Genomic DNA, 14,701 nt, shown 5'->3' on the forward strand with positions numbered 1-14,701 from the left:
AAACGCTATTAATTTATGGTTGTACTTTTTTTAAATCTCTATTTTTAATGTTTTAATATTTTTTTATTTTATTTACATCAACTTACTCCTAATTTGTTAAATATATTTCTATTAGATAAATCACTTTTTTGCATAAGTTTATAGTCTATTGTTTTTAGCTTTTTTTTGCATAAATAAAGACCGAATACTTATTTTTTCTGAAATAAAAATCCCTTTAGGGTATCTGCTCATCCAATTATTTTTTCTTTTTCTCTTTCGGGGAGCACGAAATCTCATGGCACTTTTCAACACCACTTCATGGGCAAAATATTCAGTCATCGCAGCCAGCCTTGCAGGAGTGATGATGTTAAGTGGTTGTGCTAAAAAAGAGGAACAGGCCACCACAACTTTAAATATTGGCTATCAAAAATATGGCATTCTTCCTATTTTAAAGGCTCGTGGTGACCTAGAAAAAGTACTAAAAGAACAAGGCGTGCAAGTAAAATGGGTCGAGTTTCCTGCTGGCCCTCAATTGCTTGAAGGCTTAAATGTAGGGAGCGTTTCACTCGGTGAAGCAGGTGAAGCACCACCTATTTTTGCTCAAGCTGCCAATCCAAATTTAGTCTATGTCGCAAACCAACCTGCTGCGCCAAAAGCCGAAGCATTATTGGTACAAAAAGACTCTCCAATCCACTCTATTAAAGATTTAAAAGGCAAACGTGTTGCTCTTAATAAAGGTTCGAATGTTCATTATCTATTATTAAAAGTTCTAGAAGCCAACAACTTAAGCTTAAGTGATATTCAACCAGTTTATTTACCGCCATCAGACGCTCGTGCTGCCTTTGAAAAAGGTGCAGTAGATGCATGGGTCATTTGGGATCCGTTCTTTGCAGCAGCTGAACATCAAATTCAAGCTCGAGTTTTAGCGACTGGTGAAAATTTAGTAAGCAATCATCAGTTCTATCTAGCTGACCGTAAATTTGCAGAAAATAATCCAAAAGTTCTCAATACAGTTGTTCAAACTCTTAACCAAACAACTGAATGGGTGAGTTCACATCAGGATGAAGCTGCGAAGCTACTCGAAAAACCTACAGCGCTTGAGTTTGATGTACTCAAAACTTCCATTTCACGTATGGGTTTTGGAGTTCAGCCAATCTCTGACAAGGTGGCACAAGAACAACAACAAGTAGCTGATGCCTTTTATGCGCAAAAGCTCATTCCTAACAAGCTCACCATTCAAGATGCCATTTTAAAATTGAAATAAACCCAGCTTGGGCACAGCTTAAATAATCATATAAATGCTGTGCCTGACCTCAAGGGGAACAAGGATATCGATATGCAACATCAGTCATTATTTAATACGAGTCAGTGGGTACAATTCGCTAAACGCATCAGTGCAGTCGCTGTATTAGGTTTAACAATCGCAGCGCCAGCTTGGGCAATTGATCCAACTGTAAAAGAACTTCGTATTGGTTTTCAAAAAAGTTCGATTAACTTTGCTATTGCCAAACAGCAAAAACTATTTGAACAAGAATTTCCAAATGCCAAAGTGACTTGGAATGAGTTTCCTGCTGGACCACAAATTTTAGAAGCTTTGGCTGTCGGTTCCCTTGATATCGGAGTTACTGGAGACACCCCTCCAGTCTACGCACAAGCAGCTGGAAAGCCTTTATATTACATTGCCTATGAAGCAGCTAAACCACTAGCATCAGCAATTTTAGTTCCTAAGAGCTCGCAGCTAAAACAACTTAAAGACCTTAAAGGCAAACGTATTGCACTGCAAAAAGGTTCGAGCTCACATTACTTACTTGTACAAGCTGTACGTAAAGCAGGCCTAAACTGGAGTGACATTACTCCGATTTGGCTTACACCTGCCGATGCTCGCGCAGCATTTCAAAAAGGTGCTGTTGATGCATGGGCCATTTGGGACCCTTACTTCGCTTCAGCACAACTAGAAGATCAAGCTCGTGTTCTTGCATCAGGTAAAGGCTTAAGCCCGAACTATACATTTTATTTAGCAGCTCCAGATTTTGTTAAACAACATCCGAAAGCTGTTTCTGGACTCATCAAACAAATTAATCAAGCTGATAAATGGGTTCAAAGCCATCAAGCAGAAACGGCAACAGCCATTGGCCAAAGCACAGGACTGAAGCCTGCGACCAGTGACTTATTTATTAAACGCCGTCCTCGTCCTTCATCAGCCGCTCCGCTGAACAGCAAAGTGATTGCTGAGCAGCAGCAACTCGCAGACATCTTTACTCAACAAGGCATCATTCCAAAACCAATCAGCATCAAACAAGCTGTTTGGATTGCCAAGTAATTTCAATACATATAGGTAATGCACATGAAAATTTTCTGGTTTATTCCTACCCACGGTGATAGTCGCTATTTAGGTACAAGTAAAGGCGCTCGTCAGGTTGACCATGCCTATATGAAGCAAATTGCTGTAGCGGTAGATAATTTGGGTTATGAAGGTGTACTTATTCCAACAGGTCGTTCATGTGAAGATCCTTGGATTACGGCAGCTAGCCTGATTGATGCAACTCAACACCTTAAATTTTTAGTTGCGTTACGTCCAGGGGTAACAACACCAGCCTTGGCAGCTCGCATGGCTGCAACATTTGACCGCTTGTCGAATGGTCGAGTGTTACTCAACCTAGTGACTGGTGGTGATGAGGCTGAACTCCGCGGCGATGGTTTATATGAAGATCACTCAACGCGTTATCAAACTGCCAATGAATATGTAAAAATCTGGCGTGAAATTTTGACGCGTTCACATACGGGTGAAGCTTTTACATTCCACGGTGAACGCCTACAAGTAGATGATGCAAAACTACTTTACCCACCTGTGCAAAAGCCTTATCCACCACTTTGGTTCGGTGGCTCTTCAGACGTCGCTGTCGATCTTGCAGCTGAGCAAGTCGATACTTACCTTACATGGGGTGAACCACCAGAAGCAGTTAAACAAAAAGTCGAACATGTTCGTGCCAAAGCTGAAGCTAAAGGTCGTAAATTAACTTACGGCATTCGCTTGCATGTGATTGTTCGCGAAACCAACGAACAAGCTTGGGCAGCAGCGAACGAACTTATCCAATATCTTGATGATGCAACTATTGCTGCAGCACAGAAAAAATTTGCGCAGATGGACTCTGTAGGCCAACAACGTATGGCTGCGCTACACGGCGGTAACCGAGACAAACTTGAAGTATCTCCAAACCTTTGGGCAGGCATTGGTTTAGTCCGTGGCGGTGCTGGTACAGCACTTGTAGGTGACCCAGAAACAGTTGCTGCCCGCATTCAGGAATATGCTGATTTAGGTATCGACACTTTCATTTTCTCGGGCTATCCACATCTTGAAGAGTCAATCCGTTTTGCAGAGTTGGTCTTCCCGTTATTACCAATCGAAACTCGCGCCAAACTGGCTCAGCCAAATTTAACCGGTCCATTCGGTGAGATCATTGCCAATAACTATGTTCCAGACGAGAAGAAGCAAAATAGTTCCGTCAAGGAGCCTGCATGAGCAAAGATGAAAGTATTGTTTCACGTGGAACAAAACAAATCGGGCAGCGTTTGCTGCCTTGGATTTTCCCTATTGTTCTATTGGTTGTTTGGCAAATTGCCTCAAGTTCGGGTCTTTTAGAGAACCGTATTTTGCCTGCACCGACTGCTGTGGTTTCCGCTTTTTGGCATCTCCTCGTTAGTGGAGAATTATGGCATCACGTTAAGGTAAGTGCTGGTCGCGCTTTGATTGGTCTTTTGGTTGGCGGCGGCTTAGGTCTGCTCTTAGGTTTACTTAATGGCTCCTCACGCTTCGCCTCTACCCTACTCGATACGACGCTACAAATGATTCGTAATATCCCAGCATTAGCACTTATTCCACTCGTAATCTTGTGGTTCGGTATTGATGAAACAGCGAAATTATTCTTAGTAGCAGTAGGTGTTTTCTTTCCCATTTATATTAATACCTATCACGGTATTCGGTCAGTTGACCCTCAATTGATCGAAATGGGTAAAAGTTATGGCCTTTCTCGCTGGCAGCTTTACAAAGAAATTATTTTGCCAGGTGCAATGCCTTCTATTTTAGTAGGTCTACGCTTTGCTTTAGGTTTGGTTTGGGTATTACTCATTGTCGCTGAAACCATTTCAGCTCAAGCAGGTATTGGTTACATGACCATGAATGCACGTGAGTTCTTACAAACAGATGTAGTTCTGGTCGGTATTCTTCTTTACGCCCTACTAGGCAAACTGGCAGATGTTTTAGCACAGCTTTTAGAACGCTATTTACTACGTTGGCACTCTGGATATCAGAAATAAGGGAGCTTAAAACATGACAAATCTGAATTTAAATATTAATCAGAATGAAGTGCAGCTCATTCCGGAAGAACCAACAGAATCTCAAGAACCTGTATTAGGTGCAGAGATTCTGATTGAGCAACTTTATAAATTCTATGGCGAGGTAAAGGTCCTTGAAGATCTTGACCTCCACATCCAGCCTGGTGAGTTTTTAGCAATTGTTGGTCGAAGTGGTTGTGGCAAAAGTACGTTACTGCGTTTAATTGCTCAACTTGAAAAAGCCAGTTTTGGAGAAATCAAATTCAAATCTGCTCGACATTTGCGTGAAGGCATTACTAACGATGATATTCGAGTAATGTTCCAAGACCCACGCCTACTTCCTTGGAGGAATATCCTTCAAAATGTTCAACTGGGTTTACCTAAAGCCCAACATGCTTTAGCAGAAGAATTACTGGAAAAAGTGGGTTTAAAAGAAAAATCAGGACAATGGCCTTCTCAACTCTCAGGTGGCCAACGTCAGCGTACAGCCTTAGCACGTGCACTATCGCATACGCCACGCATTTTATTGCTTGATGAGCCTTTAGGTGCATTAGATGCTCTAACTCGGCTTGAGATGCAAAGCTTGATTGAGCGCTTGTGGAAAGAACAAGGTTTTACTGCCATTTTAGTCACACACGATGTAAGTGAAGCAGTGCAATTAGCTGACCGTATTATCTTATTAGATAAGGGCCAGATTGCTCAAAGTTTCCAAGTTAATCTTCCACGCCCGCGTAAAAAGAGCATTACTTTTGCCCAACTTGAACAACAAGTACTCGATGCAGTTTTGGCAACTTAAGATTGCGATGAATAATCAGAAATGCTCAGCCGAAAAATGCCCAATTTACGAGCAATAAAACTGCTGTTTTATTGCTCTTTTTTAGGGCGAAATTTAAAAAATATTTTTAAGAATAACAATAAACTAGTGAATCTCTCTATTTTTTGCACAATAGTATATCTATTACGCAAATAACTAGCCGTTTTTTGATTAAAAAAGCAAGACACCTGTGCACAAATCAAACAATTTCCCTTACAATGGGAGTATTATTTTTTTAATTATGCAGCAGATGGAACAAAAAAAGAGTACCCAAAAGCGCAATCAGCTTCTTGCTGCCGCCCTTGACGTATTTTCAGTCTATGGGTTCACTGGCGCAAGTCTGGATGAAATTGCCCAACTCGCCGACATGCATAAGTCGAATATTTTCTATTACTACGAAAATAAAGAGTCTTTATACGTAGAAGTGCTCACAACCGTTTTACAAAAATGGTTGGCTCCCTTACAAACTTTAGAAGCTGAATTAGAACCAGCCGAAGCCTTATCTCACTATTTAATACAAAAAATCGAACTGTCTCGTAGCCAACCGAAAGCATCTAGATTGTTTGCATTAGAAATCATTCAAGGCGCTCCTCATATTTTACCTATACTCAAAGGACCATTAAAAAAACTATTTAAGCGCAAAGCCAAAGTCATTCAGACTTGGCAAGAAGAAGGAAAGATTTCACCAGATATCGACCCGGAATTATTGATCTTAAACATTTGGGGCCTTACGCAAAACTATGCAGATTTTGCAACCCAAATGGAAATGGTGACTGGAAAAACACTGCGTAACCGAAGCATGTTCCAACGCTCAATTGAGCATACAGTCCACCTGATGCTCTACGGCGTATTGCCTCGTTAAAACCAAAAAAAGATCGGCAAATTTGCCGATCTTTTTTTAGAAGTGATTTTGATAAAGCGCTAAAAGTTTTTGAGCACCTAATAATAAATTTTCTTCCCAATCTATATGTGCAGTGTCATCTGCACCATCAGTAATATATTTCACCGAAATCAGGCGTACACCTAACTTATGGCAGACTTTGGCTAAGGCATATCCTTCCATATCCACCACATCACAAGCTACTTTTGGCTGACCCGTTTCAAATGAATCTCCAGTTCCGCAAATTGCTTTTGGTAAATCAGCAAAATGTGATTGAAGATGAATTTCAGCTGGCAAGTGATCATCTAACGGCGTTACACCTACTTCAAACCCTAGGGGTGAAACATCCATATCACGTTGTACAAAAGTCTTCACCTCGACTAAATCATGTCGATTAAATGCAGAGCTTCCAGCTGTACCAAGATTAATTAAAGTTTTACAGCCAGTTTTTTGAATAACCTCAAATGCTTTAAAGGCAGCATTAATCTTACCAATACCGCTGTAATGGACTTCAACACCTGCCTGCTCAAACAAACCTTTAGATTCATTAGGAAGTGCCATAATTAAAGCAATATCAGTGTTCATTCAAAAAGCTCAAATCAAAATTAAATAAATTAGAAAATAAGTATAAATCAGGTGCAAAAGCTTTTTGCACCTTTTCGTCATTACTGCATTTTTTGTTGTAAGGCGATTAAACACGGAGAAAAGAACAGTTGGCCGCTATATGCGCCTGCTAGCGTTTTCTTCATTACCACACCCCACATTGTCAATAATAAAAGACTCAATGCCACAGCAACGTATTGTAAAAATACAATTTCAACCTGATGCCCTAAATTAAACAGTGCAAGAATAAATACGCCTAATGGAAAGGTTAAGCCCCACCAACCCAAATTGAATGGAATACCTGTCTTTGCGTGACGAAGCGTTGTTAAAATTGCAAGACCAAGCCACCATAACCCGAAGCCTAAAAGCACAAGACTGCCCACAACTCCTAAAGCTTGAAAGACATTCGCAAATTGGTGAAATCCTACATTTGGCGCTACTCTTTGGGCCTGCTCTCCTAGCAATAAGAGACCTAAAGCACCTGTACCAATCGGTCCTAAAGACAACCAGCTAGAAATTGCGACTTCTTTTTCCGGTAACTGATGTAAAGCCATACGCAGCATTAAAATTGTCAAAATAGCGAATGCGGGTAAAACAGAAATCCCCCAAAGTACGTAGCCCGCCATTAATAAATGAAAGCTATGCAAATCTGCTGGTAAATGTGCAACTAACATACCCGCAGAACTTGCTGCTACTTCACAGGCAACCACAGGTAAAAGCCAAATTGCAGTCATGGTATGTAGCTGATGGTTCTGACGGCTAAACATACAAAACGGTACGATCCACGCAATTGCTAGTGCTAAAAAGACATCGATGTACCATAAAGCTTGAGCAATATGGATTGCAACTTCACCGTAAAGCCCTATACCAAAGCTTAAAAAGCCATTTAGTATTGTAGCGAGCCCCATCGGAATAGCGCCTAAAAACAAGCTCATATTGGGATGGTTAAATATTTGCTTCGCTTCATGAGGGAAAAGAAACCACCGCAATAAATAAAGACCTGAAAAAACGCTGAATAAAATAATATTAAATTGCCATAACAACGTTGCTAGCGTGAATAAAAATGATTGAGCAAATGGAAGCTGAATTAAAATCATACTGACCACGCCAGTACCCATAGTCGCTGTAAACCAATTTGGAGTAAAATGTCGTATAACATCTTTGCTATGATTTAATTGGTAAAAGGGTTTTTTCATCTTAGTTCTCTAATCAAAGAGTGGATAAAGATATAGTAGAGCAAACTATTAATAAGAAAAATTGATTTATTTTTATTTAATTCATCAATATTTTAGATATACAAATATTCATGTTGAAAAATAACTGAGTAAAAACACAACAACAAGACGAATCTGTGAGATTATGGCAATATATAGCCCTTGCAAAAATAGCCATATTTTAAGTTCATGAAACTGCTTCGTCTTAATGCGTTATCGCCCAATTTTCAGTTACCTCAAACAGCGGTAACTATTGGTAATTTTGATGGTGTCCATTTAGGTCACCAAGCGATGATTGCTCAACTCAAAAAAATTGCTGCAGCACAAGGCTTAAAAACATTGGTTATGATTTTTGAGCCACAACCTCTTGAATTCTTTAAAGGCTACGATGCCCCTCCTCGTATTAATTCACTACGAGAAAAAGTTGAATACCTAGCTGAGCTTGGGGTTGATTACATTGCAGTTGCTAAATTTGATCAGCATTTCCGTAGTATGAGCGCGTCTGCCTTTGCAGACTTATTAAAAGATAAATTAAACGCGCAATCTTTGGTTTTAGGAGATGACTTTCATTTCGGTAAGGACCGTCAAGGAAACAGCGAATTTTTAAAAGATTACGGATTTGGGGTCACAAATTTACATACGATTGAGCTTGAAGGTGAACGCGTAAGTTCAACTCGTATTCGCCAAGTACTTCAGGTAGGAAATCTTGCCTTAGCTGCTAAATTATTAGGCCGTCCTTACAGTATCACCGGACGAGTTCAATATGGCGACCAAATTGGCCGAACTCTGGATTTTCCAACGATTAACGTTCGGCTCAACCGCCACAAGCCGTGTTTAAATGGAATTTATGGTGTTGAAGTCATTTGTGAAACAACCTCACTTACTCAAAAAGTGCGTCAAGATACACCCGAAAAACCGGGAATTGCCGGATATCATGAAAACAGCCTTTATGGTGCAGGACATGTCGGTACACGCCCAGCCATTCAGCAAGAACATCCAGAGTGGAGATTAGAAGTACATTTCCCTGATGTTTCTGCTAATCTGTATGGCTTATTTATGCGGGTGACTTTCCTTCACTATCTTCATGGTGAATTGAACTACCCTTCGCTTGAGGCACTTAAGGCAGGAATTGATAATGACGTGCAGCAGTTACGACAATACCGTAACGACACGACACAATTTCCTTTTTAATTCGAATTTTGATTGTAAAACATGTCGGCTCCCAAGCTGATTAAACTGGATGAAAACTTGCATGAGCGATAAGCAAACTCCTGAGAATGCAGTGGACTACAAAGCCACGCTAAACCTGCCGGATACTCAATTTGCAATGAAAGCAAATTTGGCAGTACGTGAAGTGAAATGGTTAGAAGAGTGGTATACCGACAACATTTATCAGCAGATTCGTGCATCGCGTATTGGCAAGAAAAAATATATTTTGCACGATGGCCCTCCATATGCGAACGGTACAATTCACTTAGGTCACGCAGTTAATAAAGTACTCAAAGACGTGATTGTAAAAAGCCGCACTTTGGCAGGTTTCGATGCACCTTATGTTCCGGGTTGGGACTGTCATGGCTTGCCAATTGAGCTAAAAGTTGAAGAAAAAGTAGGTAAAGTTGGCGAAAAAGTTGACGCAGCGACTTTCCGTAAACTCTGCCGTGAATATGCTCTAAAACAAATTGATTTACAGCGTACTGACTTTAAACGTCTTGGTATTTTAGGTGATTGGGATAATCCTTATCTCACCATGAACTATAAACAAGAAGCCGATATTGTTCGTACTTTAGGCTTAATCCAGAAAAATGGCCATATCCAGCCTGGCTTAAAGCCAGTGAACTGGTGTATGGACTGTGGTTCAGCACTTGCTGAAGCTGAAGTTGAATATGAAGATAAAAAATCTGATGCAATTGATGTTGGTTTTGGTGTTGTAGATCTAAAAGATTTAAGTACCCGTTTAAACGCAGAAGTTCAAGATCCAACTGATATTGTGATCTGGACGACTACACCGTGGACATTACCAGCTAACCAAGCGGTTGCATTGCATGCCGAAATTGAATATCAATTGGTACAAGTGTCTACTGAGCGCGGTAAGCAAAACTTCATTCTTGCTAAAGACTTAGTTGCTTCAGCAATTGAGCGTTACAAGCTTGAAAACCCAGTTGTTTTAGCTGACTTTACAGGTTCAGCTCTTGAAAACCTTACTTTACAACACCCTTTACTTACTGATCGTCAAGTTCCAGTGATTTTGGGTGAACACGTTATTGCAACAAGCGGTACAGGTGCCGTACATACAGCGCCTGGCCATGGTGCAGACGACTATAAAGTAGGTCTTCAATACAACCTTAAAGTAGACAATCCAGTCGGTGGTAACGGTGTTTATTTACCAACTGCTCCAATCTACGCTGGTGAACACATCTATAAAGCCAATCCAAAAATTATTGAAGCTTTGGGTGCTGTAGGCCGTTTATGGGCTCATCAACCAATTAAACACAGCTACCCACACTGCTGGCGCCATAAGACTCCTATTATTTTCCGTGCTACACCACAATGGTTCATTAGCATGGATCAAAAAGGCTTACGTGAAGGCGCGCTTAACGCGATTGAAAACGATATCGAGTTTGTACCGAACTGGGGTAAAAACCGTATTGAATCAATGATTGAAGGTCGTCCGGATTGGTGTATCTCACGTCAACGTACTTGGGGTGTTCCAATTCCTTTCTTCGTTCATAAAGATACGAATGAATTACATCCTCGTACGCCTGAACTCATCGAAGAAGTTGCTCAACTGATCGAACTGGAAGGCATCGAAGCATGGTTCAAACGTGAAGCAAAAGACTTCATAGGTGAAGATGCTGAACAATACAACGCCGTTCGCGATACGCTTGATGTATGGTTCGACTCTGGTACAACACATTACGCTGTACTTGAGCAACGTGAAGAATTAGAAAGCCCTGCTGATTTATATTTAGAAGGTTCAGACCAACACCGTGGTTGGTTCCAATCTTCTTTATTAACGTCTATGGCAATTCACAATCGTGCACCATATAAAGCCTTGTTAACACATGGTTTTACAGTGGATGAAAACGGTCGTAAGTTGTCGAAATCTTTAGGCAACTACATTCCGCTTGAAGAAATCATCAAACAACTTGGTGCTGATGGTTTACGTCTATATGTAGCTTCTAGCGACTATCGCTATGAAATTGCAGCGTCTAAAGAAATCTTTAACCGTGTAAGTGATAGCTACCGCCGTATTCGTAATACGCTACGTTTCTTGCTTGCGAATCTAAATGGTTTCAAACCAAGCACAGATGCTTTAGCAGTAGATGACCTTATTGCTCTAGATCAATACATCTTGCAACGTGCGAATGAAGTACAACAAACTATTATCACTGCATATGAAGAAATGAACTTCCATGTAGTGTGTAGCGCATTAACAAGCTTCTGTATTAATGACTTAGGTGGTTTCTACCTAGACATTATTAAAGATCGCCAATATACGACTAAGGCTGACTCACAAGCACGTCACTCTGCACAAACAGCGCTTTATCATATTGTTCAAGCATTTATCCGTTGGATGAGCCCTATCTTAAGCTTTACCGCTCAAGAAGCTTGGCCACTGATTCCAGAACAAACTGAAAAGTATGTATTTACTTCAGAATGGTATGACTTGCCTGTTTCATCAAAAGCAAACTTGCTTTCTGAAGAAGACTGGCAAACATTGATTAGCGTAAAATCTGCAGTAAATAAACAGATTGAAGCAGCGCGTAACGCTAAACTTGTCGGCAGTAATCTTTCAGCCAAAGTTGAACTTTGGGCAAATGAATCATTACAAACAGTTTTAAACCAACTGGCTGATGAACTCCGTTTTGTTCTTATTACTTCTCAAGTAGTAGTACATCCATTTGCTGAGCAAGGTGAAGCAACTGAAATGGAAGGCTTACGTGTACAAATATCTGCAGCTGAAGGTGAAAAGTGCGCACGTTGCTGGCACGTCCTTCCAGATGTAAATACACATGCCGATCATCCTGGTTTATGTGGTCGTTGTATTGTGAACGTCACTGGTCGTGGCGAAGTGAGAAAATATGCCTAATTCACAAGCTAAAAAAGGCTTATTCCAGTTTTATCCTCACAATCTCATTTGGCTTGGACTTTCTGTCCTTGCCATTGTGTTGGATCAATGGACAAAATGGATTGCAAGTACACATCTGAACTACGCAGATCCAGTGCCTGTGCTTCCATTTTTAAACTGGACACTATTACATAACTATGGTGCAGCCTTTAGCTTTTTATCGGATGCAGGAGGATGGCAGCGCTATTTCTTCACATCTTTAGCAGGCTTAGTTTCAATCCTTTTTGTATTTTGGTTGCTTCGTATGCCTAAAAAAATGGTGGTGCTACCTGTAGCCATCGCTTTAATTTTAGGTGGAGCTTTAGGCAATTTAATTGACCGTATTACCCTAGGTTATGTAGTCGATTTCATTCATGTTTATTACCAAAATCATCACTTTCCAGCTTTTAATATTGCGGACAGTGCCATTACCTTAGGTACCATCTTGCTACTCATCGATACATTCTTCCTTGAGAAGCAACGCAACCAAAATTCGGATGCATAATATGACCGAAATTATCCAACCTAACGAAGAAATTCGTGTTACAGACGGCTCTAAAGTCGATCTACACTTTTCTGTTGCTATTGAAAATGGTGTAGAAATCGATAATACACGTAACCGTGAAGAACCTGTTACCTTGACTATTGGTGACGGAAATCTTCTACCTGGCTTTGAAAAAGCATTATTTGGTTTACGTGCTGGAGACCGCCGTACAGTACATCTTCCACCAGAAGATGCATTTGGTCCATGGAATCCGGAAAATATTCAAACTTTCGATACAGTTAAGTTTGAACAACGCCCTATTCCTGGTCATATGATTGAGTTCGAAGATAAGGCAAAAACAACTTTATTCGGTGTAGTGAAGTCAGTTAATGATGACATTACAGAAATTGATTTTAATCACCCGTTAGCTGGGAAAAACATTACCTTTGAAGTAGAAATATTCAAGGTTACTCCTGAAGGCCAACAAGGCATTAAACTCATGTAAATAAAAAAGCCCTCTCAATGAGGGCTTTTTTATTATCCAATTTTTTTCATAACATAAGAATCCTTACAAATTCTATATTCTCAGCTACCCATGTAATGAATTAAGTTATAACTATAAAAATCCTTGGGAAAAATACATGCTGGTCTATATTGTCGTGGGAAGTGTTCGTGAAGGACGTACAGCAATTAAAATTGCCAATTGGGTAGAATCAACAATTCCAACACTGGGTCTAAATGATTTCCAAACCGAAGTAGTCGATTTAAAAGAATGGGATTTACCTCTATTTTCAGGATCTCATCCACCCGCTACCGGAATTTATGATCAATTTAAACAACAAGAATGGGCAGACAAAATTGCTCAAGCAGATGCTTTTATCTTTATTAGCCCAGAATACAATCACGGTTACAGTCCAGCTCTAAAAAATGCTCTAGACTATGTAGGCAAAGAATGGAGTGGTAAACCAGCTGCATTTATTGGTTATGGTTCAACGAATGGTTCTCGATCTATTAGCCAAATACGTCAAGTCACCTCAAGTTTAAGTATCATTGATCCCAATGCTGTAATAGAGATACGAGATATCTTTAAACGCAATAAATATGAAAAATTCGAAGCTAATGAATTTGAAGTAAAAGGGCTTCAATCTATTGTTGAGAAACTACAGAAATATCACTTATCTTAAATTTAAAAAAGGCCTCTATAAACAAAATAGGGGCCTTTTATTTTTATAAACTTTTTAAATAATTTACTACGTCTATATTACCAGCCATTTCTGCAAGCTGTAGCGCTGTATATTCGCTTTTATAAGCAACTTGAGCACCTTTTCCTACCAAGAGTTTAACTATCTCTAAATGATCATTTTCAGCAGCTGCTTGCAAAGCACTATAGCCTTCATCATCTGCCTGATTAGGATCTTGTCCATCTAAAAGTAATTGCTCTACCTGATCTAGATCACCTAAAGAAGCCCAATAGATTAATTCAGGAAGAGAAAGTTCTTCATCATCTTCAGGTATTGAAGAGAAAGAATTAAGTTTCATAATAGACCTTTTATTCAAAATATATATTTTTATTCTAATGGAAATTTTAGCTTACCTTCTATAACAAACTTACTCATCGCCTTCATTCTGCGGTAATGAGCCATTAGTAATTTAGATACTTCTTCTTCATCTCCAATTTTTTTATACATATCTTCTAAACTATCAAATCCAAAACCCTTTGCAAGTTCATCATTTAATTTACGAGTATGTTTTATATTTTCAGCATCAAGTTTCAATAAATTATTTTGCTTCTCTTTTCTTTTTCTTCCAAGTTCAAGATAGATATTATGTAATTTATTATAAGTTTCAGCTGTGGCAGTTAATCCTTTAATAAAAGCAGCAATACTCAAAGCTATTTTTATTGCTATTTCATAATTTAAAATTAACTCTATAAATCCAGGAGATGCATATGAAATAGCACGTACTTTAGGTCTCTCTTTATCTGGTACATGTCTAACAAATAAAGAGTATATATTTACATAAGTTAATCCATCACGAAGTTTATATTCGTTTAACTCAGAAGCTAGCGTTACAGCTCTTAAATTATTTTTATTATTCTCAAGACAATATAAAAAAGCATAGTTTTGCAAATATAATCTTGAAAAATCATTTAAATTTTCTAATGACCATCTTTTATCTAAAAGCACTCTATAATTATCTGAGTCATACTTTTCAACCATCATGAAACACCCTTTTATGCCTGTTGTATATTTAAGTATGTAATTTTCTTATTATTTATAGCATGAAT

At 39.3% G+C, this 14,701-nt stretch carries 15 protein-coding genes; 11 read left to right on the forward strand and 4 right to left on the reverse strand.

Annotated features, from left to right (window positions below; all coding sequences use genetic code 11):
* Positions 1-274 precede the first annotated feature (274 nt).
* From MJX77_RS05250 to MJX77_RS05275, 6 genes are all read left to right on the forward strand, one after another.
* Positions 275-1,243, forward strand: a complete 969-nt coding sequence (locus MJX77_RS05250) for a sulfonate ABC transporter substrate-binding protein (RefSeq protein WP_005308915.1) — start codon at positions 275-277, stop codon at positions 1,241-1,243.
* A gap of 72 nt (positions 1,244-1,315) precedes the next feature.
* Positions 1,316-2,299: a sulfonate ABC transporter substrate-binding protein gene (locus MJX77_RS05255; protein WP_252060714.1), complete on the forward strand. Its 984-nt coding sequence runs from the start codon at positions 1,316-1,318 to the stop codon at positions 2,297-2,299.
* A 24-nt stretch (positions 2,300-2,323) separates the two neighbouring features.
* Positions 2,324-3,499 (forward strand): FMNH2-dependent alkanesulfonate monooxygenase, encoded by a 1,176-nt coding sequence (gene ssuD, locus MJX77_RS05260; RefSeq protein ID WP_005308909.1) that lies wholly within the window; start codon positions 2,324-2,326, stop codon positions 3,497-3,499.
* Positions 3,496-4,293 carry an aliphatic sulfonate ABC transporter permease SsuC gene (gene ssuC / locus MJX77_RS05265; RefSeq protein WP_005308906.1) on the forward strand — a complete coding sequence of 266 codons (798 nt, stop codon included), beginning with the start codon at positions 3,496-3,498 and terminating at the stop codon, positions 4,291-4,293. Before ssuD ends, ssuC begins: the two co-directional genes overlap by 4 nt.
* A 13-nt stretch (positions 4,294-4,306) precedes the next feature.
* Complete coding sequence (locus MJX77_RS05270) at positions 4,307-5,107, forward strand: ABC transporter ATP-binding protein (RefSeq protein ID WP_005308903.1); 801 nt, start codon at positions 4,307-4,309, stop codon at positions 5,105-5,107.
* 259 nt (positions 5,108-5,366) lie between these two features.
* Positions 5,367-5,987 (forward strand): TetR family transcriptional regulator C-terminal domain-containing protein, encoded by a 621-nt coding sequence (locus MJX77_RS05275; protein WP_013199284.1) that lies wholly within the window; start codon positions 5,367-5,369, stop codon positions 5,985-5,987.
* 36 nt (positions 5,988-6,023) lie between these two features.
* Here the strand turns inward: MJX77_RS05275 and MJX77_RS05280 are convergent, their stop codons facing one another.
* Positions 6,024-6,590: a 5'-methylthioadenosine/S-adenosylhomocysteine nucleosidase family protein gene (locus MJX77_RS05280; protein ID WP_151768541.1), complete on the reverse strand. Its 567-nt coding sequence runs from the start codon at positions 6,588-6,590 to the stop codon at positions 6,024-6,026.
* A gap of 80 nt (positions 6,591-6,670) precedes the next feature.
* Positions 6,671-7,804: a TDT family transporter gene (locus MJX77_RS05285; RefSeq protein WP_252060715.1), complete on the reverse strand. Its 1,134-nt coding sequence runs from the start codon at positions 7,802-7,804 to the stop codon at positions 6,671-6,673.
* A 207-nt stretch (positions 7,805-8,011) separates the two neighbouring features.
* On the opposite strand from MJX77_RS05285, the gene ribF reads away from it, so the two are divergent.
* The 5 genes from ribF (at position 8,012) to MJX77_RS05310 (ending at position 13,598) form a co-directional block, all read left to right on the forward strand.
* Positions 8,012-9,013 (forward strand): bifunctional riboflavin kinase/FAD synthetase, encoded by a 1,002-nt coding sequence (ribF, locus tag MJX77_RS05290; RefSeq protein WP_078225528.1) that lies wholly within the window; start codon positions 8,012-8,014, stop codon positions 9,011-9,013.
* A 61-nt stretch (positions 9,014-9,074) separates the two neighbouring features.
* Positions 9,075-11,912, forward strand: a complete 2,838-nt coding sequence (gene ileS / locus MJX77_RS05295; RefSeq protein WP_252060716.1) for an isoleucine--tRNA ligase — start codon at positions 9,075-9,077, stop codon at positions 11,910-11,912.
* Positions 11,905-12,435, forward strand: a complete 531-nt coding sequence (gene lspA / locus MJX77_RS05300) for a signal peptidase II (protein ID WP_003655819.1) — start codon at positions 11,905-11,907, stop codon at positions 12,433-12,435. Before ileS ends, lspA begins: the two co-directional genes overlap by 8 nt.
* 1 nt (position 12,436) lies before the next feature.
* Complete coding sequence (locus MJX77_RS05305) at positions 12,437-12,919, forward strand: FKBP-type peptidyl-prolyl cis-trans isomerase (protein ID WP_252060717.1); 483 nt, start codon at positions 12,437-12,439, stop codon at positions 12,917-12,919.
* Between the two features lie 136 nt (positions 12,920-13,055).
* Entirely contained in the window at positions 13,056-13,598 is a 543-nt protein-coding gene (locus MJX77_RS05310; protein WP_252060718.1) for an NADPH-dependent FMN reductase, read from the forward strand.
* A 43-nt stretch (positions 13,599-13,641) separates the two neighbouring features.
* Here the strand turns inward: MJX77_RS05310 and MJX77_RS05315 are convergent, their stop codons facing one another.
* Positions 13,642-13,953 carry an ankyrin repeat domain-containing protein gene (locus MJX77_RS05315; RefSeq protein ID WP_252060719.1) on the reverse strand — a complete coding sequence of 104 codons (312 nt, stop codon included), beginning with the start codon at positions 13,951-13,953 and terminating at the stop codon, positions 13,642-13,644.
* A gap of 29 nt (positions 13,954-13,982) precedes the next feature.
* Positions 13,983-14,636 (reverse strand): hypothetical protein, encoded by a 654-nt coding sequence (locus tag MJX77_RS05320; RefSeq protein WP_252060720.1) that lies wholly within the window; start codon positions 14,634-14,636, stop codon positions 13,983-13,985.
* Positions 14,637-14,701 lie beyond the last annotated feature (65 nt).

Source organism: Acinetobacter sp. AHP123, assembly GCF_023757925.1.
GTDB lineage: Bacteria > Pseudomonadota > Gammaproteobacteria > Pseudomonadales > Moraxellaceae > Acinetobacter > Acinetobacter oleivorans.

Coding starts and splice junctions, on each gene's coding strand:
- MJX77_RS05250 (WP_005308915.1), top strand. CDS start 275: ATGGCACTTTTCAACACCACTTCATGGGCAAAATATTCAGTCATCGCA.
- MJX77_RS05255 (WP_252060714.1), top strand. CDS start 1,316: ATGCAACATCAGTCATTATTTAATACGAGTCAGTGGGTACAATTCGCT.
- ssuD (WP_005308909.1), top strand. CDS start 2,324: ATGAAAATTTTCTGGTTTATTCCTACCCACGGTGATAGTCGCTATTTA.
- ssuC (WP_005308906.1), top strand. CDS start 3,496: ATGAGCAAAGATGAAAGTATTGTTTCACGTGGAACAAAACAAATCGGG.
- MJX77_RS05270 (WP_005308903.1), top strand. CDS start 4,307: ATGACAAATCTGAATTTAAATATTAATCAGAATGAAGTGCAGCTCATT.
- MJX77_RS05275 (WP_013199284.1), top strand. CDS start 5,367: ATGCAGCAGATGGAACAAAAAAAGAGTACCCAAAAGCGCAATCAGCTT.
- MJX77_RS05280 (WP_151768541.1), bottom strand. CDS start 6,590: ATGAACACTGATATTGCTTTAATTATGGCACTTCCTAATGAATCTAAA.
- MJX77_RS05285 (WP_252060715.1), bottom strand. CDS start 7,804: ATGAAAAAACCCTTTTACCAATTAAATCATAGCAAAGATGTTATACGA.
- ribF (WP_078225528.1), top strand. CDS start 8,012: ATGAAACTGCTTCGTCTTAATGCGTTATCGCCCAATTTTCAGTTACCT.
- ileS (WP_252060716.1), top strand. CDS start 9,075: ATGAGCGATAAGCAAACTCCTGAGAATGCAGTGGACTACAAAGCCACG.
- lspA (WP_003655819.1), top strand. CDS start 11,905: ATGCCTAATTCACAAGCTAAAAAAGGCTTATTCCAGTTTTATCCTCAC.
- MJX77_RS05305 (WP_252060717.1), top strand. CDS start 12,437: ATGACCGAAATTATCCAACCTAACGAAGAAATTCGTGTTACAGACGGC.
- MJX77_RS05310 (WP_252060718.1), top strand. CDS start 13,056: ATGCTGGTCTATATTGTCGTGGGAAGTGTTCGTGAAGGACGTACAGCA.
- MJX77_RS05315 (WP_252060719.1), bottom strand. CDS start 13,953: ATGAAACTTAATTCTTTCTCTTCAATACCTGAAGATGATGAAGAACTT.
- MJX77_RS05320 (WP_252060720.1), bottom strand. CDS start 14,636: ATGATGGTTGAAAAGTATGACTCAGATAATTATAGAGTGCTTTTAGAT.